Origin of the sequence: Enterobacter sp. NFIX58 (assembly GCF_900110475.1) — a bacterium.
Classification (GTDB): Bacteria; Pseudomonadota; Gammaproteobacteria; order Enterobacterales; family Enterobacteriaceae; genus Enterobacter; species Enterobacter quasiroggenkampii.
In genome coordinates, this window is sequence record NZ_FODW01000004.1 from 146,255 (window position 1) to 170,020 (window position 23,766).

Annotated in this window: 21 protein-coding genes and 1 pseudogene; 10 read left to right on the plus strand and 12 right to left on the minus strand. The window is 59.8% G+C overall.

Features of this window, described 5'->3' with window-relative positions; all coding sequences use genetic code 11:
- The first annotated feature begins 261 nt into the window (after nucleotides 1-261).
- A complete protein-coding gene (gene mgtA / locus BMW97_RS17035; protein ID WP_045908060.1) occupies nucleotides 262-2,970 on the plus strand; it encodes a magnesium-translocating P-type ATPase in 2,709 nt (902 codons plus the stop codon).
- 202 nt (nucleotides 2,971-3,172) lie between these two features.
- On the plus strand, nucleotides 3,173-5,557 hold the full coding sequence (locus tag BMW97_RS17040) for a beta-N-acetylhexosaminidase (protein WP_090393032.1): 2,385 nt from the start codon (nucleotides 3,173-3,175) through the stop codon (nucleotides 5,555-5,557).
- Between the two features lie 50 nt (nucleotides 5,558-5,607).
- On the opposite strand, the gene ridA is transcribed toward BMW97_RS17040, so the two are convergent.
- The 4 genes from ridA to BMW97_RS17060 all read right to left on the minus strand — a co-directional run bounded on the left by ridA (nucleotide 5,608) and on the right by BMW97_RS17060 (nucleotide 7,613).
- A complete protein-coding gene (ridA, locus tag BMW97_RS17045; protein WP_008501391.1) occupies nucleotides 5,608-5,994 on the minus strand; it encodes a 2-iminobutanoate/2-iminopropanoate deaminase in 387 nt (128 codons plus the stop codon).
- Nucleotides 5,995-6,067: 73 nt separating this feature from the next.
- Nucleotides 6,068-6,529, minus strand: a complete 462-nt coding sequence (gene pyrI, locus BMW97_RS17050; RefSeq protein WP_045908062.1) for an aspartate carbamoyltransferase regulatory subunit — start codon at nucleotides 6,527-6,529, stop codon at nucleotides 6,068-6,070.
- Between the two features lie 12 nt (nucleotides 6,530-6,541).
- Entirely contained in the window at nucleotides 6,542-7,474 is a 933-nt protein-coding gene (pyrB, locus tag BMW97_RS17055) for an aspartate carbamoyltransferase (protein ID WP_032651472.1), read from the minus strand.
- 34 nt (nucleotides 7,475-7,508) lie between these two features.
- Nucleotides 7,509-7,613, minus strand: coding sequence for a pyrBI operon leader peptide (locus BMW97_RS17060; RefSeq protein WP_022646880.1), 105 nt, complete (start codon nucleotides 7,611-7,613; stop codon nucleotides 7,509-7,511).
- On the opposite strand from BMW97_RS17060, the pseudogene BMW97_RS23945 reads away from it, so the two are divergent.
- Nucleotides 7,593-7,717, plus strand: a pseudogene (locus tag BMW97_RS23945) (hypothetical protein). The gene BMW97_RS17060 and the pseudogene BMW97_RS23945 overlap by 21 nt on opposite strands.
- Here the strand turns inward: BMW97_RS23945 and BMW97_RS17065 are convergent.
- The 5 genes from BMW97_RS17065 to arcA form a co-directional block, all read right to left on the minus strand.
- Nucleotides 7,714-8,193, minus strand: coding sequence for an arginine repressor (locus BMW97_RS17065; protein ID WP_039024059.1), 480 nt, complete (start codon nucleotides 8,191-8,193; stop codon nucleotides 7,714-7,716). The pseudogene BMW97_RS23945 and the gene BMW97_RS17065 overlap by 4 nt on opposite strands.
- A gap of 80 nt (nucleotides 8,194-8,273) precedes the next feature.
- A complete protein-coding gene (locus BMW97_RS17070) occupies nucleotides 8,274-9,677 on the minus strand; it encodes a YfcC family protein (RefSeq protein ID WP_045908063.1) in 1,404 nt (467 codons plus the stop codon).
- A 46-nt stretch (nucleotides 9,678-9,723) separates the two neighbouring features.
- On the minus strand, nucleotides 9,724-10,728 hold the full coding sequence (gene argF / locus BMW97_RS17075; protein ID WP_090393034.1) for an ornithine carbamoyltransferase: 1,005 nt from the start codon (nucleotides 10,726-10,728) through the stop codon (nucleotides 9,724-9,726).
- Between the two features lie 26 nt (nucleotides 10,729-10,754).
- Complete coding sequence (arcC, locus tag BMW97_RS17080) at nucleotides 10,755-11,666, minus strand: carbamate kinase (RefSeq protein ID WP_045908064.1); 912 nt, start codon at nucleotides 11,664-11,666, stop codon at nucleotides 10,755-10,757.
- Nucleotides 11,667-11,676: 10 nt separating this feature from the next.
- Complete coding sequence (gene arcA, locus BMW97_RS17085; RefSeq protein WP_008501384.1) at nucleotides 11,677-12,897, minus strand: arginine deiminase; 1,221 nt, start codon at nucleotides 12,895-12,897, stop codon at nucleotides 11,677-11,679.
- 675 nt (nucleotides 12,898-13,572) lie between these two features.
- Here arcA and BMW97_RS17090 point away from each other — a divergent pair.
- The 5 genes from BMW97_RS17090 (at nucleotide 13,573) to BMW97_RS17110 (ending at nucleotide 20,380) form a co-directional block, all read left to right on the plus strand.
- On the plus strand, nucleotides 13,573-14,025 hold the full coding sequence (locus tag BMW97_RS17090; RefSeq protein ID WP_045908117.1) for a YhcH/YjgK/YiaL family protein: 453 nt from the start codon (nucleotides 13,573-13,575) through the stop codon (nucleotides 14,023-14,025).
- A gap of 233 nt (nucleotides 14,026-14,258) precedes the next feature.
- The gene (yagE, locus tag BMW97_RS17095; RefSeq protein ID WP_045908065.1) at nucleotides 14,259-15,167 is read left to right on the plus strand and encodes a 2-keto-3-deoxygluconate aldolase; all 909 of its coding nucleotides are present in this window, start codon (nucleotides 14,259-14,261) and stop codon (nucleotides 15,165-15,167) included.
- A 14-nt stretch (nucleotides 15,168-15,181) separates the two neighbouring features.
- On the plus strand, nucleotides 15,182-17,149 hold the full coding sequence (yagF, locus tag BMW97_RS17100) for a xylonate dehydratase YagF (protein WP_045908066.1): 1,968 nt from the start codon (nucleotides 15,182-15,184) through the stop codon (nucleotides 17,147-17,149).
- Nucleotides 17,150-17,375: 226 nt separating this feature from the next.
- On the plus strand, nucleotides 17,376-18,758 hold the full coding sequence (locus BMW97_RS17105) for an MFS transporter (RefSeq protein WP_045908067.1): 1,383 nt from the start codon (nucleotides 17,376-17,378) through the stop codon (nucleotides 18,756-18,758).
- Between the two features lie 11 nt (nucleotides 18,759-18,769).
- Nucleotides 18,770-20,380, plus strand: a complete 1,611-nt coding sequence (locus BMW97_RS17110) for a glycoside hydrolase family 43 protein (protein WP_045908068.1) — start codon at nucleotides 18,770-18,772, stop codon at nucleotides 20,378-20,380.
- Between the two features lie 4 nt (nucleotides 20,381-20,384).
- Here the strand turns inward: BMW97_RS17110 and xynR are convergent, their stop codons facing one another.
- The 3 genes from xynR to BMW97_RS24190 form a co-directional block, all read right to left on the minus strand.
- On the minus strand, nucleotides 20,385-21,143 hold the full coding sequence (gene xynR / locus BMW97_RS17115) for a DNA-binding transcriptional repressor XynR (RefSeq protein WP_045908069.1): 759 nt from the start codon (nucleotides 21,141-21,143) through the stop codon (nucleotides 20,385-20,387).
- 218 nt (nucleotides 21,144-21,361) lie between these two features.
- Entirely contained in the window at nucleotides 21,362-22,366 is a 1,005-nt protein-coding gene (gene argF / locus BMW97_RS17120; RefSeq protein ID WP_032675854.1) for an ornithine carbamoyltransferase, read from the minus strand.
- On the minus strand, nucleotides 22,336-22,431 hold the full coding sequence (locus BMW97_RS24190; protein ID WP_213014347.1) for a putative translational regulatory protein ArgL: 96 nt from the start codon (nucleotides 22,429-22,431) through the stop codon (nucleotides 22,336-22,338). Before BMW97_RS24190 ends, argF (BMW97_RS17120) begins: the two co-directional genes overlap by 31 nt.
- A gap of 99 nt (nucleotides 22,432-22,530) precedes the next feature.
- On the opposite strand from BMW97_RS24190, the gene rraB reads away from it, so the two are divergent.
- Nucleotides 22,531-22,956, plus strand: coding sequence for a ribonuclease E inhibitor RraB (gene rraB / locus BMW97_RS17125; RefSeq protein WP_023324077.1), 426 nt, complete (start codon nucleotides 22,531-22,533; stop codon nucleotides 22,954-22,956).
- Between the two features lie 46 nt (nucleotides 22,957-23,002).
- Entirely contained in the window at nucleotides 23,003-23,761 is a 759-nt protein-coding gene (gene miaE, locus BMW97_RS17130) for a tRNA isopentenyl-2-thiomethyl-A-37 hydroxylase MiaE (protein WP_045908070.1), read from the plus strand.
- Nucleotides 23,762-23,766 lie beyond the last annotated feature (5 nt).

Sequence of the window (23,766 nt, forward strand, 5' to 3'; positions counted from 1 at the left end):
AAGGGTACGCTTAAATCCTTATACTGCGCGGCGACACCCTACTTTTTACTTACCGGAGGCTTCATGGATCCCGATCCCACACCTCTCCTGAACGGGAGAATGCGTTCTTTCCGGTAAGCCAGCCTGTTGCTGACTCACCGGTGATGTGAGGCAGCAACGTCCCAAACGTTCCTGCTTGAAAAATTGAGTGCCTCTCAGGTACGGCTTTGCCACGCCTGAAGGAAAAGCTGCGTCCGCGTTTGCGGATGCGGAGGAATGACTATGTTTAAAAATATCACCCGGCAGCTGCAGGCCCTGCTGAGCCGCCACCTGCCACACCGTCTTGTTCAGCGCGACCCGCTGCCCAATGCCAAAAACATGGCGGGGGCGGCGATCCCCGCGTCCCTGACCGAACGCTGCCTGAACGTGGCGGCGATGGATGAAAACGAAGTCTGGCGCGCTTTTGGTGGGCATCCGGAAGGGCTGAACGCGGCAGAAGTGGAAAAAATCCGCGCCGTGCATGGCGATAACCTCATTCCGGCGCAAAAGCCGTCTCCGTGGTGGGTGCATCTGTGGCTCTGCTACCGCAACCCGTTTAACCTGCTGCTGACCGTGCTCGGCCTCATCTCCTATGCGACGGAAGATCTGTTTGCCGCAGGGGTGATTGCCCTGATGGTGGGCATCTCCACGCTGCTGAACTTTATTCAGGAGGCCCGCTCCACCAAAGCGGCGGACGCCCTGAAGGCGATGGTCAGCAACACCGCGACCGTCTCGCGCGTGATCAACGATCTCGGCGAAAACGCCTGGGTGGAATTGCCTATCGACCAGCTGGTGCCGGGGGATCTGGTGAAGCTGGCCGCGGGGGACATGATCCCGGCGGATTTACGCATCATCCAGGCACGCGATCTCTTCGTCGCGCAGGCCTCCCTGACCGGCGAATCCCTGCCCGTGGAAAAGGTGGCGCGTAGCCGCGACCCGCAGCAGATGAACCCGCTCGAGTGCGACACCCTGTGCTTTATGGGCACCACGGTCGTCAGCGGCACCGCGCAGGCGATAGTCACCGCCACCGGGGGCAACACCTGGTTTGGTCAGCTTGCCGGGCGCGTCAGCGAGCAGGAGAGCGAGCCGAATGCCTTCCAGAAGGGAATTGGCCGCGTCAGCATGCTGCTGATCCGCTTTATGATGGTGATGACGCCGATCGTGCTGCTGATCAATGGCTACACCAAAGGCGACTGGTGGGAAGCGGCGCTGTTTGCGCTCTCCGTGGCCGTCGGCTTAACGCCGGAAATGCTGCCGATGATTGTCACCTCTACGCTGGCGCGCGGGGCGGTGAAGCTCTCTAAACAGAAGGTGATCGTCAAACACCTCGACGCCATTCAAAACTTTGGCGCGATGGACATTCTCTGCACCGATAAAACCGGCACCCTGACGCAGGACAAAATCGTGCTGGAGAACCACACTGATATCTCCGGCAAAACCAGCGAGCGCGTGCTGCACAGCGCGTGGCTGAACAGCCATTATCAGACCGGGCTGAAAAACCTGCTCGACGTCGCGGTGCTGGAAGGGGTAGATGAAGAGTCCGCCCGCACGCTCTCCGGCCGCTGGCAGAAGGTGGATGAGATCCCGTTCGACTTCGAGCGCCGCCGGATGTCGGTGGTGGTGAGCGAGCAGACGGATGTGCATCAGCTGATCTGCAAAGGCGCGCTGCAGGAGATCCTCAACGTGTCCACACAGGTACGCTATAACGGCGACATCGTGCCGCTGGACGATACCATGCTGCGCCGCATCAAGCGCGTCACCGACAACCTGAACCGTCAGGGGCTGCGCGTGGTGGCGGTGGCGAGCAAGTTCCTGCCGGCGCGCGAGGGGGACTATCAGCGTATCGACGAATCCGATCTGATCCTCGAGGGTTACATCGCCTTCCTCGATCCGCCGAAAGAGACCACCGCACCGGCGCTCAAAGCGCTGAAGGCGAGTGGTATTACCGTGAAAATTCTCACCGGCGACAGCGAGCTGGTGGCGGCGAAAGTGTGCCACGAGGTGGGGCTGGACGCGGGTGACGTGGTGGTCGGGAGCGAGATTGAACATCTCTCCGATGACGAGCTGGCGAAGCTTGCCCAGCGTACCACGCTGTTTGCCCGTCTGACGCCGATGCACAAAGAGCGCATCGTCACCCTGCTTAAGCGCGAAGGGCATGTGGTGGGCTTTATGGGCGACGGCATCAACGATGCGCCCGCCCTGCGTGCGGCGGATATCGGTATCTCCGTAGACGGAGCGGTGGATATTGCCCGTGAAGCGGCGGATATCATTCTGCTGGAAAAAAGCCTGATGGTGCTGGAGGAGGGCGTCATCGAAGGGCGCCGTACCTTTGCCAATATGCTCAAGTACATCAAGATGACCGCCAGCTCCAACTTCGGTAACGTTTTTAGCGTGCTGGTGGCGAGCGCGTTTCTGCCGTTCCTGCCGATGCTGCCGCTGCACCTGCTGATCCAGAACCTGATGTACGATGTGTCTCAGGTGGCTATCCCGTTTGATAACGTGGACGACGAGCAGATCCAGAAGCCGCAGCACTGGAACCCGGCAGATCTTGGGCGCTTTATGCTGTTCTTTGGCCCGATCAGCTCCATCTTCGACATTCTGACCTTCTGCCTGATGTGGTTTGTGTTCCACGCCAACACCCCGGAACACCAGACGCTGTTCCAGTCCGGCTGGTTCGTGGTCGGTTTGCTGTCGCAGACGCTGATTGTGCATATGATCCGCACGCGCCGCATTCCATTCATCCAGAGCCGTGCCGCATGGCCGCTGATTGTGATGACGGGGATTGTGATGGCGCTCGGCATCGCGCTGCCGTTCTCACCGCTGGCGAGCTACCTGCAGCTGCAGGCGCTGCCGCTGAGCTACTTCCCGTGGCTGGTGGCGATCCTCGTGGGTTACATGGTGCTGACGCAGATGGTAAAAGGGTTCTATGCGCGTCGGTATGGATGGCAGTAAGTTATGTTTGCCGGGTGGCGGCTTCGCCTTACCCGGCCTACTCCCGAAACGTAGGCCCGGTAAGCGCAGCGCCACCGGGCACTAGCTTTCCTCCCAAATTCAACAACCTGTGATCTCCGTCGGCGCATTCGCTTGACGACAAATTGAGCGCATGTTAACAGAATGTTTTGCCTTTATTTGGCCCGTCAGATAAGGAACATTCATGTTACGGTACAGTCTCTTAACCGCCGGGCTGATGCTCGGCGCCTCTGCCTTTGCCGCCCCGGCAGGGGATCTCCCTTTAATGCCCTGGCCTGCGAAGGTCGAACGCCCGACGACCCAGGGCGCGCTGGTGCTCAGCAACAACGTATCCATTAGCGTCAACGGGGACGATCTCGGTGACGCCGTCAACCGCCTGCGCCAGCGCATCGCCCTGCAAACCGGCTGGACGCTGCAGCCGCAGGCTGAAAAGCCAGACAAACCGACTATCCGCATCGCGATTGCCAAAAAGGTGAAGCCGCAGCCGCTGCCGGACAGCGATGAAAGCTATAAGCTCACGGTGGATGCCAACGGCGTGAACATCTCTGCCAACACCCGTTTCGGTGCCTTGCGCGCCATGGAAACCCTGCTCCAGCTGTTGCAGAACGGGGCGGAAAATACCTCTCTGCCGTGGGTTACCATTGAAGATTCGCCGCGTTTCCCGTGGCGCGGGCTGCTGCTCGATTCGGCACGTCACTTTATCCCGCTGCCGGATATCAAACGCCAGATCGACGGCATGGCTGCGGCGAAGCTCAACGTGCTGCACTGGCACTTAACCGACGACCAGGGCTGGCGCTTCAGCTCGAAGCGCTACCCTAAGCTGACGCAGCTTGCCAGCGACGGGCTGTTCTACACGCCTGAACAGATGCGTGAGGTGGTGCGTTACGCCGCCGAGCGCGGCATTCGCGTGGTGCCGGAGATCGACATGCCGGGCCACGCCTCGGCGATTGCCGTGGCCTACCCGGAGCTGATGAGCGCCCCGGGGCCGTACGCCATGGAACGCCACTGGGGCGTGCTGAAGCCGGTTCTCGATCCCACCAAAGAGGCGACTTACGCCTTTGCTGACGCGATGGTAAGCGAACTGGCGGCGATCTTCCCCGATCCGTATCTGCACATCGGCGGCGACGAAGTGGACGATAGCCAGTGGAAAGCGAACCCGGCCATCCAGCAGTTTATGCGCGACAACAGGCTGGCGGACAGCCACGCGCTGCAGGCGTACTTCAACCGCAAGCTGGAAACGATCCTTGAGAAGCATCACCGCCAGATGGTCGGCTGGGATGAGATCTACCATCCTGACCTGCCGAAAAGCATTCTGATCCAGTCCTGGCAGGGGCAGGACGCGCTGGGGCAGGTGGCGCAGAATGGCTACAAGGGCATTCTGTCGACCGGCTTTTATCTCGACCAGCCCCAGTCCACCGCCTATCACTACCGCAACGAGATCGTCCCGCAGGGCTTAAACGGCGTGGACGTGATAGCCGACACCGACAGCGCCCAGAGCTGGGCCTTCTCCATGCCGCGCCTGAAGGGCAAGCCGGTGGTAGGGAGCTTCACCCTGGTGAAAGGAGATGCCGGCTGGCGCGGGTTTATTGATTTTGCCGGGAAATCGCGCCGTGCGGTGCAGAACATTGAATGGCGCGATGACAGCCAGGTCACGTTTACCGTCGATACGTGGATGGGGGAAACGCGCCCGGTCGTCACCGTCGATAACGACAAACTTTCCGGTTATTTCCTTGTCGGGAATACGCGCTACCCGATTAGCGGCACGCGTCTGGACGATGTGCCGAAAGGCGTTCCGCCCGTCGTGCCGGACGTGGCGAACCAGGCCAACCTGCTCGGCGGCGAAGCGGCGCTGTGGGCGGAAAACGTGGTGGCGCCGGTGCTGGATATTCGCCTGTGGCCACGTACGTTTGCGGTGGCGGAGCGGCTCTGGTCCGCGCAGGACGTCAACGATGTCGACAACATGTACACCCGCCTGCAGGCGATGGACAGCTGGTCGACGGTGTCGGTCGGGCTGCAGCAGCATACCCAGCAGCAGGTGCAGTTCACGCGCCTCGCCGGTAATGCCGACACCCTGCCGTTGCAGATCCTCGCTCAGGCGATAGAACCGGCTCAGTATTACACCCGCCAGCACCTGAAGTTCCAGGCCGGAAACTATCATCAGTTCGAGCCGCTCAACCGCTTTGCGGATGCGCTGAACGCGGAAAGCGCCACCGTGCGCCAGATGCACAAATGGGCGGACCGTCTGGTGAGCGATGCGGAAGACACGGAAAGCGCCGACGCCCTGCGTCACGTCTTTAACCGCTGGCAGAGCAACACCAGCGACGCGCTGGCCTTAAGCGAAAACAGCTATCAGCTGAAGGCAATGAAGCCGGTGATCCAGGAGGTGGATAAGCTGGCCTCCATTGGCCTGCGGCTGACGGATCTGGTGGCGCGTCAGGGCACGCTGGATGACAAAGAGATCGCCTCGATTCAGAGCGAGCTGGATAACGCGGCGAAGGTGCAGGACGAAGTGGTGATTGCGGCGGTCTATCCGCTGGAGACGCTACTGAGAGCAACGCGGAATCAGTAGCAAGCAACAAAAAGGCAGCCTGGGCTGCCTTTTTTTATCGACAAAGCGAATTAACGACGAACGGCAATCGCTTCGATTTCAATTTTCACGTCTTTTGGCAGACGCGCCACTTCCACGCAGGAGCGCGCCGGGAAGGTGGCGTTATGCTCGGTGAAGAACGCTTCGTAAGTGGCGTTAACGGTCGCGAAATCGTTCAGATCTTTCACGAACACGGTGGTTTTCACGATATCACCCACTTTCAGGCCGGCAGATTCAACGATAGCCTGCACGTTTTCCAGCGACTGACGCGCCTGCGCCGCGACATCTTCCGGCACCGCGCCGGTTTTTGGGTTTACGGGGATCTGACCTGAAGTGATGATCATGCTGCCCAGATCAACGCCCTGAACGTAAGGGCCGATAGCGGCTGGTGCATTTTCCGTCGCGAGTACTTTGCTCATGTTTTCTCCAGAATAACAGCGTTAAGAATGTTCCCGGCCATTATAACAGCCGGGATTTCATTACCAACCTCAATTAGTTGGCCAGCACCACATAATGAGAAAACTCTTTTTCGCAGTATTTGCATTTGAGCGCGATGTCATCGGCGCGTTTTTTCACTGCAAAGCTGGAGGAAACCGGCTCAGCATGACTGATGCAGTTGCTGTTCGGGCAGACCAGCACGTTTTCGATGCGATCCGGCAGGCTCGGGCGGGATTTGCCGACCACTTCATACTCGTCGATGCGGTTGACGGTAGCGTCCGGCGCGTACAGCGACAGCTGGTTAACCTGCTCGTCGGTCAGGAAGGTGTTCTCGATTTTAATCAGGTCCTTGCGGCCCATCTCGCCCGACGGCAGGTTCAGGCCGATGGTGATGCGCTGGTCGGTTTCGGTCAGTTTGAACAGCGTCAGCAGCTTAAAGCCCACCTGCGCAGGGATGTGGTCAATCACGGTGCCACGCTTGATGGCTTCAACCTGGAGTTTGTTATCGTGTGTCATGGTCGTCTCCCCTTACAGAGCTAATTCGCGATTCAGAACCAGTGCCAGTAACGCCTGGCGGGCGAAGATGCCGTTTCCGGCCTGCTGGAAGTACCAGGCGTGCGGCGTTTTATCGACGTCTGTGGTGATCTCATCGATGCGTGGCAGCGGGTGCAGGACCTTCATGTTGTCGCGCGCGCCTTCCAGGTCGCTGGCGCGCAGCACGAACTGCGCCTTCACGTTGGCGTATTCGGACGGGTCCAGACGCTCTTTCTGCACGCGGGTCATGTACAGAATATCCACGTGGCTCATCACCTCTTCGATGCTGGCATGCAGGCTCCACGCAATGCCTTTCTCATCCAGCATGTCGAGGATGTACTGCGGCATTGCCAGCGCGTCCGGGGCGATGAAGTAGAAGCGGTTGCCGTTAAATTTCGCCAGCGCCTGGGTCAGGGAGTGTACGGTGCGGCCGTATTTCAGGTCGCCAACCATGGCGATATTCAGGTTCTCGAGCTTGCCCTGGGTCTCCTGAATGGTAAACAGATCCAGCAGGGTCTGCGTCGGGTGCTGGTTGGCACCGTCACCGGCGTTCAGTACCGGAATGCCGCCGGAAAACTCGGTTGCCAGACGCGCCGCGCCCTCCTGCGGGTGCCGCATCACAATCGCGTCGACGTAGGTGCTGATGACTGAAATGGTATCCGCCAGGGTCTCGCCTTTTTTACCCAGCGACGTGTTGCTGCTGTCCGAGAAGCCCACCACGCTCGCGCCCAGGCGGTGCATGGAGGTCTCAAAGGAGAGGCGGGTGCGGGTTGAGGCTTCAAAGAAGCAGCTCGCAATCACCTTGTGCTTCAGCAGCTCCGGTTGCGGATTGGCCTTCAGTTTTGCCGCGGTTTCCAGAACCAGTTCCAGCTCTTCGCGGCTGAGGTCGTTTATGGAAATGATGTGTTTTTGATAAAGCGGATTCATGTTTATCTCCTGACGCCGGGCAAAAAAAAGCCCCTCAAATGAGGGGCTCTGGGAATAGGTTTAGCAACGGGAAGAAAAACGGCAGGCCAGCGTCTGATTTCAGACGCGGTAAGACGTTATGTCGTACACGCTTGACCATGCTTCCTCCCGGCAAATTGTCGGGCATTATACGCAGCTCGCTTTTCGGATCAAGCGATTTAATGCACGCTTTACTCAATGCAAACGGTTCTTTATGAATATTAATTCGTTCTTAGTAAATAATTAATTTGCTTATGCACCAGCGCGGTGCGCTTCACCACCCGGGGGGCGACCCAGACAATACTGCTGCCGGCCACCACGCCTAATATTTCCGGAAGCTGGTGATAATCCAGAATACGCGCCACCGCGCGGCCATATCCGGCGACGGTATGGACAAGGATAAACTCGCTATTATGCTCGACGCTCACCACCATTTCCGAAACGGTACGCGCGGCATCAGGGGCAGGGCGCAGTTGAGGATTCAACGAATAAATCTTTAGCCCTTTGGCATTTCGAATTTTTATGACTCCGAGCAACTTCAGCAATCGCGAAACGGTCGACTGGCTGATGCTGTCAAACCCTCTCTCCTGCAGGTCGCGGCGAATCTCTTCCTGCGAAAGATAACTCTTTTCGGCGATCAAACGCTGGCACACCGTGAGCTGCAGTTGTTCTTTGGGAGAGTACTCTTCGTAATCCATCATGTTTCCCATATCAGTTCCCGAAATAACCGGTGACACCGCACCGATCCGTAGGCCGGATAAGCGCAGCGCCATCCGGCAAATTACAACAACGCCCCCAGACTTAACGCCACCATAATCACCACCGTCAGGATCGCCAGCAGCGGCGCCACCCATTTCAGATAGCGCACGTAGGGCACCCGGGCGATAGCCAGCCCGCCCATGACCACCGCTGAGGTCGGCGTGACGAGGTTTACGATGCCGGAGGCCGACTGGTAAGCCGTGACCACCAGGTCGCGGTTGACGTTAGCGAAATCGGCAAGCGGTGCCATGATCGGCATCGTCAGAACGGCCAGGCCGGATGAAGAAGGCACAAGAAACGACAGCACGACCTCCAGCCAGTACATCACGTTGATGAACGCCACCGTGGACAACCCGCTGACCAGCCCTTCCGCGCTGTGCAAAATGGTGTGGGTAATCATGCCCTTATCCATGATGACTACGATACCGCGCGCGATGCCGATAATCAGCGCGACGCCCAGCAAATCTCGCGCGCCGTTGATAAACGTCGACGTCAGCTCCTCTTCGCTCATGCGGGCGATCAGGCCGACGAGAATCGCGCTGGCGAGAAATACTGCGGAGATCTCCGCCATCCACCAGCCCAGCACCGCCACGCCGTAAATCATCACCGCGAAGGCGAGGGCAAAAATCACCAGGATGATTTTGCGCACAGGGGTGAATTCCAGCGACTGTTCACCCTTGTTGCCGAGGAAATGGGCGAGGTTCTCTTCCTGCTTGTCTGCAACGATCGACTGCGAGGGATCCTTGCGCACCTTGCGGGCGTAGCGCATCACCCACGCCACGCAGATGATCCAGCCGATGACCAGCAGCGCCACGCGCAGGGCGATGCCGTTAGTAAAGGGGATCCCGGCGGCGTTGGCGGCGATGACCGTGGCAAACGGGTTAATGGTGGAACCCAGCGTGCCGATCCCCGCGCCGAGCAGCACGGTGGAGGCGGCGACAACCGGATCGAACCGGGCGGCCAGCATCACCGGCACCAGCAGGGTGTAGAACGGCAGCGACTCTTCGGCCATGCCGTAAATGGTGCCGCCTGCGGCGAACAGCGCCATCAGGATCGGGATCATCCACTCCTCGCGTCCGCGCAGCCGGGTGGTGACGCGCTCGATCCCGGCGTCAATCGCCCCGGTTTTGGTGACGATCCCGAGAAATCCCCCGATGATCAGGATAAACAGCGCCACGTCGATCGCCCCGGCCTGGCCGGAAACCGGATCGTACAGCCCGGCGATGGGCGCCATCAGGACGGAAACCAGCCCCTGCGGATGTGCCGCCACGTGCGCGTAGGTTCCGGCAATCGGGACTTCTTTACCGAGGGTATCGTTCATCGCCATCTGGTACTGACCGGCGGGAACGACCCAGCTCAGCGCCGCCACAACGGCAATCAGAAAAAAGAGAATGGTGTAAGCGGAGGGAAACTTAAACTTGCCCATGATGTTCTCCTGAAACCCGGCGCACCCGCGGCGCGCCGGGCGGTGATTAGTCGCCGAGTGTCGCCACCATGACCGCTTTAATGGTGTGCATGCGGTTCTCTGCTTCGTCGAAGACGATGGAGTTCGGTGATTCGAAGACCTCTTCCGTTACCTCCAGCCCCTTCAGCCCGTACGCCATCTCGATCTCGCGGCCCACTTTGGTGTGCTCGTTGTGGAACGCCGGCAGGCAGTGCATGAACTTGACGTTCGGGTTGCCGGTGGCCTTCATCACCTGGGCGTTAATCTGATACGGCTTCATCAGGCTGACGCGCTCGGCCCAGGCTTCCTTCGGCTCGCCCATGGAGACCCACACGTCGGTGTAGAGGAAATCGGTCCCCTGCACGCCTTCTTCCACGTCGTCGGTGAGGGTGATGCGCGCGCCCGTCTCTTTCGCGATGGCGCGGCACTGCTCAACCAGCCCCGCTTCCGGCCAGAAGGATTTCGGCGCGACGAGGCGGATATCCATCCCCATCTTGGCCGCGCCGACCATCAGGGAGTTGCCCATGTTGTTGCGCGCGTCGCCGAGATAGGCAAAGCTCAGCTCCGGCAGGGTTTTGCCCGGCGAGTGCTCCAGCATGGTCATCAGGTCGGCGAGGATTTGCGTTGGGTGGAACTCGTCGGTCAGGCCGTTCCACACCGGCACGCCTGCGTACTCGCCCAGCTCTTCGACGATGGCCTGACCATAGCCGCGGTATTCGATGCCGTCGTACATGCGGCCCAGCACGCGGGCGGTGTCTTTCATCGACTCTTTATGGCCAATCTGCGATCCGCTTGGGCCGAGGTAGGTCACTTGCGCGCCCTGGTCGAACGCGCCCACTTCGAAGGCGCAGCGGGTACGGGTGGAGGTTTTTTCAAAGATCAGGGCGATGTTTTTCCTGACCAGGGTTTGCTTCTCGCGCCCGGCTTTTTTGGCGGCCTTGAGCTCAATGGCGAGGTCAATCAGGTACTGGATCTCCGCCGGGGTGTAGTCGAGCAGTTTCAGGAAGTTGCGGTTTTTCAGGTTGATGGTCATGGCTAAATCCTTTTTAAAATGAGTGTTCAGTTACGAATCAACGTGCCTTTCTCGCCCGCGAGGATCTCCGCGCCGTCGGCCAGCGCGCCGATCCCGGCAATGCCGTTGCAGGCTTCAACGAATTCGCGGCAGGCGGCCACTTTCGGCCCCATCGATCCGGCGTCGAACTGCATGCCCCTGAGCAGTTCCGGCGTCACCTGCGCCAGCGGACGCTGGGTCGGTTTGCCCCAGTCGAGGTATACCGCGTCGGCATCGGTGAGGATCAGCAGGGCATCGGCCTCGATCTGCCTCGCCAGCAGGGCGGCGGAGAGGTCTTTGTCGATTACCGCCTCAATGCCGCGATAGCCGTTGGCGTGTTCCACCACCGGTACGCCGCCGCCGCCGTTGCAGATCACCAGGTGGTCGCGCTGGATCAGCGCCGTGATGGCGTCGCTCTCGACGATGCGCTTCGGCTGCGGTGACGGCACCACGCGGCGGACGTAGCTGCCGTCAGCCTTAAACACCCAGCCTTTCTCCGCCGCCAGCGTTTTTGCCTGGGCTTCGCTGTAGACCGGGCCGATGTATTTGGTCGGGTTGCTGAAGGCCGGGTCGGCGGCGTCCACTTCCACCTGCGTGAGCAGAACGCTCACCTCGCGCTGCGGCAGGCTGTTTTTCAGCGCCTGCTGGAGCATGTAGCCGATCATTCCCTGGCTTTCCGCGCCGAGAACGTCCAGCGGGTAGGGCGTGACTTTGTCGTAGGCGCTGTTCTGCAGCGCCAGCAGTCCGACCTGCGGCCCGTTGCCGTGTACCAGCACCACGCGCCACTGCGCCGTCAGCCCGGCGATGGTGCGGGCGGCATGCTCGATGTTCTGGCGCTGGATCTCCGCTTCCAGCGGCTCGCCGCGCTTGAGCAGCGCGTTGCCGCCCAGGGCCACTACCAGAGTGGGTTTTCGTTCCATGATGGCTCCTTTAAATTCCGTCGCGTTCCAGCGGGCAGCTCATGCAGCGCGCGCCGCCGCGGCCGCGTCCGAGTTCGTCGCCCGGGATGGGCAGCACGGTGATACCCGCTTTGTCGTACTTCTCGTTGGTCCAGACGTTGCGCTCGTAGCCGATCACCACGCCGGGGCGGATGGTCAGGACGTTGTTGGCGTCGTTCCACTGCTCGCGTTCGGCCTCAAAGGCGTCGCCGCCGGTGGTGATCAGACGTACCTGGTTAATGCCGAGCGCTTTCTCGATGGCGTGCAGCAGGTCGGTTTCCTGGGTGCGCAGCAGGCCGCCGCGTCCGTCCGGGGTGAGCGTCCAGCACTGGGCGTCTTTGCGCACCACTTCCGGGTAGACGGAGAAGGTATCCACGTCGATGTGGGTCATGACGGTGTCGAGGTGCATACAGGAGCGGTGTTTTGGCAGCTCAACGGCGATCACGCGCTCGGCCTGACGGTGTTTGAACAGGCTGTTGGCGAGAAACTCCACGCCCTGCGGCGTCGTGCGTTCGGACATGCCGATTAATACCGCGCCGCGGCCAATCACTAATACGTCACCGCCTTCTAAGGTGGCGTGGTCGTAATTAATATTCTCATCGCCGAAATACTTAATAAAATCGCCGTCGGCGAACGCCGGGTGCCAGCGATATATTGCCCGCAGGTTATTGGTTTCACGCTGACGCGCCGGTTTGGCCATCGGGTTAATAGAGACGCCGTTATAGATCCAGCAGGAGGTATCGCGGGTAAATAAATGGTTTGGCAGCGGCTTCATAATAAAATCATTCGCCGTGTGGGTATCCACCACCATATTTTTAATGGCCGCCGGAATTTCACCGTAGGTTAATCCGCCGCTCAGCCTGCGCGCCAGTTCGCGGTGCGGCATATCCGCCAGCCAGCCGCGAACGTCGCCGGCAAAGGTAGGGCCGAGGCGATAATCAGAGATTTGCGTCTCCAGCAGCCAGGCTTTCGCCTCTGCAATATCAAGGGTTTGTGTCAGAAGGTCGGTCAACAGCAGGACTTCCACACCCTGCTCGCGCAGCGTGTTTGCGAAGATGTCATGCTCCTCACCCGCCCGCTCAACCGAGAGCACGTCATCGAAAAGCAGCTCCTGGCAATTCGATGGCGTTAAGCGTTTCAGACTTAAATTTGGGCGGTGCAGCATAACGCTACGTAATTGACCAATTTCAGAACCGACGTAATGCTTTTCCATAATTATTCCTTTAACTGTTTTTCAGAATAAAAAGGGCATGCGCCATGTGATGCATTTAATTTCATGGCGGCTAAGCTCAATTGATTTCGTAATTCATACTAGGCAGTTAAATAATCCGTATTGTGATGTTGCTCACGCGAAAATGGATATTAAGCGGTTTGTTTTCATTTGCATGATTCGCATCAGATAATGATTAATTGGCTATTCTGGCGAGGTGAATAGCTAAGCAATATCCGTTGTCATTATTTGTAGTTGTTAGTGTTTTGTAGAATTTCATGCTTTGAAATATTTTGTTAAGCCATTGATTTTAATTGTGTTTAAAGGTGGCGGGGAATGGCTATGCAATATTGCTAATTAACTATTTTTGGCTTAAGGAAAATCAATAAATATTTATTGAATTTAATAGCAAATTATCAAAGTGATAAAATGTGAAGCTGTAGCGAGTTTTGTTGTTAAGGCATGACGATCAGTAAGTTAGCACAAGGCCGTGATAACGAAGAACTGAAGATATGCATAATGACTGCATAAATGCCTGCGAGGGCTTAACAGCAAATTAACACCATTCCCGATAAACATGCGTTCGCGCAAAACCCGTCTAAAAAGCGCTGGTATGGCAGCTAGGATTCTCGTATAAAAGATAAAAATGAAACGTTGTTTTATATCGAGGGTATTCTGATGATTATCGGCAACATCCACCATCTGCAGTCCTGGCTGCCTGACGATCTGCGTCAGGCCATTGAGCACGTCAAAGCCCACGTCACCGACGCCACGCCGCTCGGGAAACACGACATCAGCGGCAACAGCCTGTTTTATCTGGTCTCTGAAGATACAACCCAGCCGTTCGCCGAGCGTCGCGCCGAGTACCACGCGCGCTATCTGGATATTCAGATTGTGATGAAGGGTCAGGAAGGGATGACATTCAGCACCCTGCCGCCCGGCACGCCGGACACCGACTGGCTGGCGGACAAAGACATCGCGTTCCTGCCGGAAGGCGAGCAGGAGAAAACCGTGGTGCTGAGCGAAGGGGATTTTGTGGTGTTCTGGCCGGGTGAGGTGCACAAGCCGCTGTGCGCGGTGGGGGCGCCTGCTAAGGTCAGGAAAGTGGTGGTGAAGATGCTTGTAGAGTAACCCTTACCCCTCTCCCCACAGGGGAGAGGGGACTGCTCCGAGCCGTCTTTTCCCCCTCGCCCCATTGGGGAGAGGGCCGGGGTGAGGGGGGACAATATGTGATCCAGCTTAAATTTCCCGCACTCCCTCTGCATCTCTCATTTACCTGCGCTTTTCCTGCGTCATAGTATGATCGTTAATTTACCGAACGCTGTTCTATAATGTAGAACAAAATGATTCAGCAAGGAGATCTCATGCCGCAGTCCGCGTTGTTCACGGGAATCATTCCCCCTGTCTCCACCATTTTTACCGCCGATGGCCAGCTCGATAAGCAGGGCACCGCCGCGCTGATCGACGATCTGATCGCGGCAGGCGTTGACGGCCTGTTCTTCCTGGGCAGCGGCGGCGAGTTTTCCCAGCTTAGCGCCGAAGAGCGTAAAAGCATTGCCCAATTTGCTATCGATCATGTCGATCGTCGCGTACCGGTCCTGATCGGCACCGGCGGCACCAACGCCCGGGAAACCATTGCGCTGAGCCAGCACGCGCAGCAGGCGGGGGCGGACGGCATCGTGGTGATCAACCCCTACTACTGGAAAGTGTCGGAAGCGAACCTGATCCGCTATTTCGAGCAGGTGGCGGACAGCGTCACGCTGCCGGTGATGCTCTATAACTTCCCGGCGCTGACCGGGCAGGATCTGACCCCGGCGCTGGTGAAAACCCTGGCCGATTCGCGCAGTAACATCGTCGGCATCAAAGACACCATCGACTCCGTTGCTCACCTGCGCAGCATGATCCATACCGTCAAAGCCGCTCACCCGCACTTCACCGTGCTCTGCGGCTACGACGATCATCTGTTTAATACCCTGCTGCTCGGCGGCGACGGGGCGATTTCGGCGAGCGTCAACTTTGCTCCGCAGGTGTCGGTGAATCTTCTGAAAGCCTGGCGAGACAAAGACGTGGCGAAAGCGGCTGAGTATCATCAGACCCTGCTGCAAATCCCGCAGATGTATCAGCTGGATACGCCGTTTGTGAACGTGATTAAAGAGGCGATTGTGCTCTGCGGCCGCCCGATCTCCACGCACGTGCTGCCGCCCGCGTCACCACTGGACGCGCCGCGCAAGGCGCAGCTGAAAACCCTGCTGCAACAGCTCAAGCTCTGCTGAGCCGGACGATAACCATGACCATCGAGAAGATTTTCACCCCACAGGACGATGCGTTTTATGCGGTGATCACCCACGCGGCGGGGCCGCAGGGCGCGCTGCCGCTGACCCCGCAGATGCTGATGGAATCCCCCAGCGGCAACCTGTTCGGCATGACGCAGAACGCCGGGATGGGCTGGGACGCCAACAAGCTGACCGGCAAAGAGGTGCTGATTATCGGCACCCAGGGCGGCATCCGCGCCGGGGACGGACGCCCGGTCGCGCTGGGCTACCACACCGGGCACTGGGAGATCGGCATGCAGATGCAGGCGGCGGCGAAGGAGATCACCCGCAACGGCGGGATCCCGTTTGCGGCCTTCGTCAGCGATCCCTGCGACGGGCGCTCTCAGGGCACTCACGGCATGTTCGACTCCCTGCCGTACCGTAACGACGCGGCGATCGTGTTTCGCCGCCTGATCCGCTCCCTCCCGACGCGTCGGGCGGTGATTGGCGTCGCCACCTGTGATAAAGGGCTGCCCGCCACCATGATTGCCCTGGCCTCGATGCACGACCTGCCGACCATTCTGGTGCCGGGCGGGGCGACGCTGCCGCCAACCGTGGGGGAAGACGCAGGCAAGGTGCAGACCATTGGCGCGCGCTTTGCCAACCACGAACTCTCCCTGCAGGAGGCCGCCGAGCTGGGCTGTCGCGCCTGCGCCTCGCCGGGCGGCGGATGTCAGTTCCTCGGCACGGCGGGCACCTCGCAGGTGGTCGCGGAAGCGCTGGGTCTGGCGCTGCCGCACTCCGCGCTGGCCCCGTCCGGGCAGGCGGTGTGGCTGGAGATCGCCCGCCAGTCGGCGCGCGCGGTCAGCGAGCTGGATAACCGCGGCATCACCACGCGCGATATCCTCACCGACAAAGCCATCGAAAACGCCATGGTGATCCACGCGGCATTCGGCGGCTCCACCAATTTACTGCTGCACATTCCGGCCATCGCCCACGCGGCGGGGTGCACAATTCCGGACGTAGAGCACTGGACGCGCGTCAACCGCAGGGTGCCGCGCCTGGTCAGCGTGCTGCCCAACGGCCCGGACTATCACCCGACCGTGCGCGCCTTCCTCGCGGGCGGCGTGCCGGAGGTGATGCTCCACCTGCGCGATCTTGGCCTGCTGCATCTGGACGCCATGACCGTGACCGGCCAGACGGCGGGCGAGAACCTCGACTGGTGGCAGGCGTCCGAGCGCCGTGCGCGCTTCCGCCAGTGCCTGCGCGAGCAGGATGGCGTGGATCCGGATGACGTGATCCTCCCGCCGGAGAAGGCGAAAGCGAAAGGGCTGACCTCGACGGTTTGCTTCCCGACGGGCAACATCGCGCCGGAAGGATCGGTGATCAAGGCCACGGCGATCGACCCGTCGGTCGTCGGTGAAGATGGCGTTTACCGCCACACCGGCCGGGCGCGGGTGTTTGTCTCGGAAGCGCAGGCGATCAAGGCCATCAAGCGGGAAGAAATTGCGCAGGGTGATATCATGGTGGTGATCGGCGGCGGGCCGTCCGGCACCGGCATGGAAGAGACCTACCAGCTCACCTCCGCGCTGAAGCATATCTCGTGGGGCAAGACGGTGTCGTTAATCACCGATGCGCGCTTCTCGGGCGTGTCGACAGGCGCCTGCTTCGGCCACGTGTCGCCGGAGGCGCTGGCGGGCGGGCCGATTGGCAAACTGCGCGATAACGATATTATCGAGATAGCCGTCGACCGGCTGACATTAACGGGTAGCGTGAACTTTATCGGCACCGCGGATAACCCGCTGACGCCGGAGGAGGGCGCGCGCGAGCTGGCAATGCGGCAGACGCACCCGGACCTGCACGCCCACGACTTTTTGCCGGACGACACCCGCCTGTGGGCAGCATTACAGTCGGTCAGCGGCGGCACCTGGAAAGGCTGTATTTATGACACCGATAAAATTATCGAGGTAATTAACGCCGGTAAAAAAGCGCTCGGCATTTAATTATTTTATGAGATAAAACCGTCTGCGGGAAATATTCCGCGGACGGTTTTATTGCGCCTGTAATTTGCTAATTTAAACAACGAGTTGAGATATATCGTTGGCGTCACAAAAGCAAAATAACGTAATTCAGAAATAAGATATGACCATTGCTGGTTAATTGAACAGCTCATTACACTCCATTAACACGATGTTGTAATTCAGCACACTACATAAGGGTGTAATTCTGATGACGCAATTAACCATGAAAGACAAAATTGGCTACGGGCTGGGTGACACCGCCTGCGGCTTCGTCTGGCAGGCCACGATGTTCCTGCTGGCCTATTTCTACACCGACGTCTTCGGCCTGTCGGCGGGCATTATGGGCACGCTGTTTTTGGTCTCCCGCGTGCTCGACGCCGTGACCGACCCGCTGATGGGGCTGCTGGTAGACCGCACCCGCACGCGTCACGGCCAGTTCCGCCCGTTCCTGCTGTGGGGCGCCATCCCGTTCGGCATCGTCTGCGTGCTGACCTTCTACACGCCGGACTTCTCCGCGCAGGGCAAAATCATCTACGCCTGCGTGACCTACATTCTTCTGACCCTGGTCTACACCTTCGTTAACGTGCCCTACTGCGCCATGCCCGGCGTCATCACCGCCGACCCGAAAGAGCGTCACGCCCTGCAGTCCTGGCGCTTCTTCCTGGCAGCGGCGGGATCGCTCGCCATCAGCGGCATTGCCCTGCCGCTGGTGAGCATCATCGGCAAAGGGGACGAGCGGGTGGGCTATTTCGGCGCCATGTGCGTGCTGGGGCTGACCGGCGTGGTGCTGCTCTACGTCTGCTTCTTCACCACCAAAGAGCGCTACACCTTTGAGGTGCAGCCGGGCTCGTCGGTGGCGAAAGATCTCAAGCTTCTGCTCGGCAACGGCCAGTGGCGGATCATGTGCGCGTTCAAGATGATGGCGACCTGTTCCAACGTGGTGCGCGGCGGGGCGACGCTCTACTTCGTCAAATACGTGATGGATCACCCGGAGATGGCGACCCAGTTCTTACTCTACGGCAGCCTCGCCACCATGTTTGGCTCGCTCTGCTCCTCCCGCCTGCTGGGGCGCTTCGACCGCGTCACCGCCTTCAAGTGGATCATCGTCGCCTACTCGCTGATCAGCCTGCTGATTTTCGTCACCCCGGCGGAACATATCGCCCTGATTTTCGCCCTCAACATCCTGTTCCTGTTCGTCTTTAACACCACCACGCCGCTGCAGTGGCTGATGGCCTCTGACGTGGTGGATTACGAGGAGAGCCGCAGCGGGCGCCGCCTCGACGGCCTGGTGTTCTCCACCTACCTGTTCAGCCTGAAGATTGGCCTGGCGATTGGCGGGGCGGTGGTGGGCTGGATCCTGGCGTACGTGAACTACTCCGCCAGCAGCAGCGTGCAGCCGGTGGAAGTGCTGACCACCATCAAAATCCTGTTCTGCGTGGTGCCGGTGGTGCTCTACGCGGGCATGTTCATCATGCTGTCGTTCTACAAGCTCACCGACGCCCGCGTGGAGGCCATCAGCCAGCAGCTGATCAAGCACCGCGCGGCGCAGGGCGAGGCCGTTCCCGACGCCGCGACAGCCGCATCCCATTAACCGGAGGCACTATGCAAATCACTAACCCCATTTTGACCGGCTTCAACCCGGACCCGTCTCTGTGCCGTCAGGGCGAAGACTACTACATCGCCACCTCGACCTTCGAGTGGTTCCCGGGCGTGCGCATCTACCACTCCCGCGACCTGAAAAACTGGTCGCTGGTCAGCACCCCGCTGGACCGCGTGTCGATGCTGGACATGAAGGGCAACCCGGACTCCGGCGGCATCTGGGCGCCGTGCCTGAGCTACGCCGACGGCAGGTTCTGGCTGCTCTACACCGACGTGAAGATTGTTGACTCGCCGTGGAAAAACGGCCGCAACTTCCTCGTCACCGCGCCGTCCATTGAGGGACCGTGGAGCGAGCCGATCCCGATGGGCAACGGCGGGTTCGATCCGTCCCTGTTCCACGACGACGATGGCCGCAAATACTATATCTACCGCCCGTGGGGGCCGCGCCACCACAGCAACCCGCACAACACCATCGTGATGCAGGAGTTTGATCCGCAGACCGGGACGCTCTCGCCCGAGCGTAAAACCCTGTTTACCGGCACGCCGCTCTGCTACACCGAGGGCGCGCACCTCTATCGCCACGCGGGATGGTACTACCTGATGGTGGCCGAAGGCGGCACCAGCTACGAGCACGCCGTCGTGGTGCTGCGTTCCAAAAACATCGACGGGCCGTACGAGTTGCATCCGGACGTGACGATGATGACCAGCTGGCACCTGCCGGAGAACCCGCTGCAGAAGAGCGGCCACGGCTCGCTGCTGCAGACCCACACGGGGGAGTGGTTCATGGCCTACCTTACCAGCCGCCCGCTGCGCCTGCCCGGCGTGCCGCTGCTGGCCTCCGGCGGGCGCGGCTACTGCCCGCTGGGGCGCGAGACCGGCATCGCCTGCATTGAGTGGCGCGACGGCTGGCCGTACGTGGAAGGCGGCAAGCACGCGCAGCTGACCGTGAAAGGCCCACAGGTGGCGGAGCAGCCTGCAGCCGTTCAGAGCAGCTGGCGGGACGATTTCGACGCCAGTTCGCTCGACCCGGAGTTGCAGACCCTGCGCATTCCGTTCGACGACACCCTCGGCTCGCTCACCGCGCGCCCGGGCTACTTACGGCTCTACGGCAACGACTCGCTCAACTCGACCTTCACCCAGTCGACCGTGGCGCGCCGCTGGCAGCACTTCGCCTTCCGGGCGGAAACGCGGATGCAGTTCTCGCCGGTCCACTTCCAGCAGAGCGCGGGGCTGACCTGCTACTACAACAGCAAAAACTGGAGCTACTGCTTTGTGGACTACGAGGAGGGGCAGGGCAGAACGATTAAGGTGATCCAGCTCGACCACAACGTGCCGTCGTGGCCGCTGCATGAGCAGCCGATTCCGGTGCCGGAACATGCGGAGAGCGTCTGGCTGCGCGTGGACGTGGATACGCTGGTCTACCGCTACAGCTACTCGTTCGACGGCGAGACGTGGCACACCGTGCCGGTGACGTATGAGGCGTGGAAGCTGTCGGATGACTACATCGGCGGACGCGGTTTCTTTACTGGCGCGTTTGTGGGGCTGCACTGCGAGGACATCAGCGGCGACGGCTGCCACGCGGACTTCGACTACTTCACCTACGAGCCGGCCTAACGGCTCAGGCCGGGTAGCCCAGCGCGCGTGAGAGCTGGAGCCCGGCCTGCTGAAGCTGCTCGCGGAAATCAGCCAGCTCTGCGTCGTCCACGCGCGAGGTCAACGTCGACAGGCTCAGGGCGGCAATCACGCGGGATTCATGGTTCCACACCGGCACCGCCACGCAGCGCACGCCCTGCTCGTTCTCTTCGCTATCCAGGGCGTAACCCTGCTCGCGGGTCTGCGCCAGGGCGCTCATTAAGGCTTCGCGAGAGGCAAGGGTAGAAGGGGTATAGGTGGTGTACTGATAGCCCTCAAGCAGAGCGTTCAGCTCGGCCTCGCCCAGCCAGGCAATCAACACCTTGCCGATGGCGGTGGCGTGAACCGGCAGGCGGCGGCCAATGCGCGAATAGGCGATGGCGGCCAGCTTGCCTTCAATCTTCTCGATATAGACCCCTTCACGCCCGTCCAGGATCCCCAGATGGGTGGTCTGCCCGGTCCGCTGGGACAGCTCCGTCAGCCAGCCTTTCGCCTTCTGACGAATATCGATGGAGCCCACGACAAAATGGCCGCGCTCGACCAGCTTCATGCCGAGGCGATATTTGCCGTTCTCCGGGTTCTGATCGATATAGCCGTGAAGCTGCAGGGTTTTCAGCAGCGAGTGGAGGGTACTCTTGCTCAGCCCCATCAGTTTGCTGATGTCGGTGATCTTAAGCTCGGTGGCCTGCTCGTTGAACAGGTCGAGGATCTGCAACGCACGTTCAACAGACTGAATAATCGGCATAATGCTGGTATGTCCACGCTGGAATTAAGGCGAAAACGTACCTTTTTCGGGGTGAAAAATCAATTAAGTAGAGCGGGTTGTGGGAGAAAGGACATCAGGCCGCATCGTCGCCTGATTCGCCCGGCGGCGCTGCGCTTGCACGGGCCTACGGGCTGGGTGTTCTCCCTCTCCCTGTGGGAGAGGGCCGGGGTGAGGGCACCAGGCCGCAGAGGAGTCAATCACTCCCCAAGCGTCGCCACCATCACCGCCTTAATCGTATGCATCCGGTTTTCCGCCTGGTCGAACACGATGCTCGCCGCCGACTCAAACACCTCGTCCGTTACTTCCATCCCGCCGTGCAGATCGAACTCCTTCGCCATCTGCTTGCCGAGCGTAGTCTGGTCGTCATGGAACGCGGGCAGACAGTGCAGGAACTTCACGTCCGGGTTGCCGGTCAGCGCCATCATCTGGGCGTTCACCTGATACCCGCGCAGCAGCGCGATACGCTCCGCCCACTTCTCTTTGGCTTCGCCCATCGACACCCACACGTCGGTATAGATAAAGTCCGCGCCCTTCACGCCCGCCGCCACGTCTTCCGTCAGGGTGATTTTCCCGCCGTGCTTCTCCGCCAGCGCGCTGCACTCCGCCACCAGGCTCTCTTCCGGCCAGCAGGCCTTCGGGGCCACCAGGCGCAGATCCAGCCCGGTCAGCGCCGCCGCTTCCAGCATCGAGTTGCCCATATTGTTGCGCGCGTCGCCCGCGTAGACCAGCGTCATCTCGTTAAACGCCTTGCCCGGCAGGTGCTCCTGCATGGTCAGCAGGTCCGCCAGCAGCTGCGTCGGGTGGAACTCGTTGGTCAGCCCGTTCCACACCGGCACGCCCGCATACTGCGCTAGCGTTTCGACCACTTCCTGGCCGTGGCCGCGATACTGAATGCCGTCGTACATCCGCCCGAGCACGCGCGCGGTGTCCTTAATTGACTCTTTATGCCCAATCTGGCTGCCGCTCGGCCCTAAATAGGTAACGCGCGCGCCCTGGTCAAATGCGGCAACTTCGAAAGAGCAACGGGTACGGGTCGAGTCTTTTTCGAAGATGAGCGCGATGTTTTTACCGGTAAGCTTTTGTACTTCCTTGCCCTTTTTCTTATCGGCTTTGAGCTGTGCGGCAAGGGTCAGCAGAGAAGTGAACTGTGCAGGGGTAAAGTCGAGCAATTTCAGAAAGTGTTTCTTGTACAGATCAGACATTTTATCCTCACATGGCGAACGCCACTTATTGAATTAAAATTCACTTTATATGTGTAATTATTCATTTGCAACCCCGTTTCACAAATCTTTCCAACAAAGGTGGAGGCAAACCCGTCCGTGTGTGAAAATAGAAGTATCTGCCGCACTTTAAAGAGGATTGAGCCATGGCAAACCCGGAATTACTGGAAGAGCAACGCGAAGAGACGCGTCTGATTATTGAAGAGCTGCTGGAAGATGGTAGCGATCCGGACGCGCTGTACACCATCGAGCACCATTTCTCTGCGGATGATTTCGACGCGCTGGAAAAAATGGCCGTGGAAGCCTTCAAGCTGGGTTACGAAGTGACCGAGCCGGAAGAGCTGGAAGTGGAAGAGGGCGACACCGTCATCTGCTGCGACATCCTGAGCGAAGGCGCGCTGAAGGCGGAGCTGATCGACGCGCAGGTCGAACAGCTGATGAACCTGGCCGAGAAGTTTGACGTGGAATACGACGGCTGGGGAACCTACTTCGAAGATCCGAACGGTGAAGACGGCGAAGAAGGTGACGACGAAGATTACATCGACGAAGACGACGACGGTGTGCGTCACTAAGTGATTCAGGCGGTGGCGCGCGCCACCGCTTTTTCAAGGCAGAACCATGGATTACCCGCAGATACTCGCCCCCGTACTCAACTTCCTCCAGTGCCCGACCCCGCAAGCATGGATTGATAAAGCCCGCGACCCGGCGAACCTGCCGCTGCTGCTCACCGACCACATGGTGTGCGAGCTCAAGGCCGCCCAGACCGCGCTGCTGCTGGTGCGTAAATACGTCGCCGACGAAAGCGGTGCCGACGCGCTGCTCGACTGGCTCAAACCCTACGAACAGTTCACCTTCCGCGACGGTCCGGAGCCGGACTTCATCGCCCTGCACAAGCAGATTGGCAAAAGCGTGATGCCCAAAACCGACGACCCGTGGGGCCAGGCGCTCATCGACAGTATGGTGCTGCTGATCAAAGAGGAGCTGCACCACTTCTGGCAGGTGCGTGAGGCGATGCTGGCCCGCGACATTCCGTACGTCAAAATCACCGCCAGCCGCTACGCCAAAGGGATGCTGAAGGAAGTGCGTACCCACGAACCGCTGACGCTGATCGACAAGCTCATCTGCGGCGCCTACATCGAAGCCCGCTCCTGCGAACGCTTCGCCGCGCTGGCCCCGTTCCTCGACGACGACCTGCAGAAGTTCTATCTCTCGCTGCTGCGCTCGGAAGCGCGCCACTATCAGGACTACCTGACGCTGGCCCAGCAGGTGAGCGACGACGATATCTCACCGCGCATACAGCTTTTTGGCGAAATTGAAGCCACACTTATCTCGACACCGGACAACGAGTTTCGCTTCCACAGCGGCGTGCCGGTGTAAACCGG

Excerpts from the sequence above, each read along its gene's own strand:
- BMW97_RS17040 (WP_090393032.1), top strand. The coding sequence starts at position 3,173 with ATGTTACGGTACAGTCTCTTAACCGCCGGGCTGATGCTCGGCGCCTCT.
- BMW97_RS24190 (WP_213014347.1), bottom strand. The coding sequence starts at position 22,431 with ATGAATAATTACACATATAAAGTGAATTTTAATTCAATAAGTGGCGTT.
- arcA (WP_008501384.1), bottom strand. The coding sequence starts at position 12,897 with ATGGAAAAGCATTACGTCGGTTCTGAAATTGGTCAATTACGTAGCGTT.
- miaE (WP_045908070.1), top strand. The coding sequence starts at position 23,003 with ATGGATTACCCGCAGATACTCGCCCCCGTACTCAACTTCCTCCAGTGC.
- xynR (WP_045908069.1), bottom strand. The coding sequence starts at position 21,143 with ATGCCGATTATTCAGTCTGTTGAACGTGCGTTGCAGATCCTCGACCTG.
- yagE (WP_045908065.1), top strand. The coding sequence starts at position 14,259 with ATGCCGCAGTCCGCGTTGTTCACGGGAATCATTCCCCCTGTCTCCACC.
- BMW97_RS17060 (WP_022646880.1), bottom strand. The coding sequence starts at position 7,613 with ATGGTCAAGCGTGTACGACATAACGTCTTACCGCGTCTGAAATCAGAC.
- BMW97_RS17090 (WP_045908117.1), top strand. The coding sequence starts at position 13,573 with ATGATTATCGGCAACATCCACCATCTGCAGTCCTGGCTGCCTGACGAT.
- BMW97_RS17105 (WP_045908067.1), top strand. The coding sequence starts at position 17,376 with ATGACGCAATTAACCATGAAAGACAAAATTGGCTACGGGCTGGGTGAC.
- arcC (WP_045908064.1), bottom strand. The coding sequence starts at position 11,666 with ATGGAACGAAAACCCACTCTGGTAGTGGCCCTGGGCGGCAACGCGCTG.
- ridA (WP_008501391.1), bottom strand. The coding sequence starts at position 5,994 with ATGAGCAAAGTACTCGCGACGGAAAATGCACCAGCCGCTATCGGCCCT.
- argF (WP_032675854.1), bottom strand. The coding sequence starts at position 22,366 with ATGTCTGATCTGTACAAGAAACACTTTCTGAAATTGCTCGACTTTACC.
- mgtA (WP_045908060.1), top strand. The coding sequence starts at position 262 with ATGTTTAAAAATATCACCCGGCAGCTGCAGGCCCTGCTGAGCCGCCAC.
- pyrB (WP_032651472.1), bottom strand. The coding sequence starts at position 7,474 with ATGAATCCGCTTTATCAAAAACACATCATTTCCATAAACGACCTCAGC.
- BMW97_RS17065 (WP_039024059.1), bottom strand. The coding sequence starts at position 8,193 with ATGATGGATTACGAAGAGTACTCTCCCAAAGAACAACTGCAGCTCACG.
- BMW97_RS17070 (WP_045908063.1), bottom strand. The coding sequence starts at position 9,677 with ATGGGCAAGTTTAAGTTTCCCTCCGCTTACACCATTCTCTTTTTTCTG.
- pyrI (WP_045908062.1), bottom strand. The coding sequence starts at position 6,529 with ATGACACACGATAACAAACTCCAGGTTGAAGCCATCAAGCGTGGCACC.
- yagF (WP_045908066.1), top strand. The coding sequence starts at position 15,182 with ATGACCATCGAGAAGATTTTCACCCCACAGGACGATGCGTTTTATGCG.
- rraB (WP_023324077.1), top strand. The coding sequence starts at position 22,531 with ATGGCAAACCCGGAATTACTGGAAGAGCAACGCGAAGAGACGCGTCTG.
- argF (WP_090393034.1), bottom strand. The coding sequence starts at position 10,728 with ATGACCATCAACCTGAAAAACCGCAACTTCCTGAAACTGCTCGACTAC.
- BMW97_RS17110 (WP_045908068.1), top strand. The coding sequence starts at position 18,770 with ATGCAAATCACTAACCCCATTTTGACCGGCTTCAACCCGGACCCGTCT.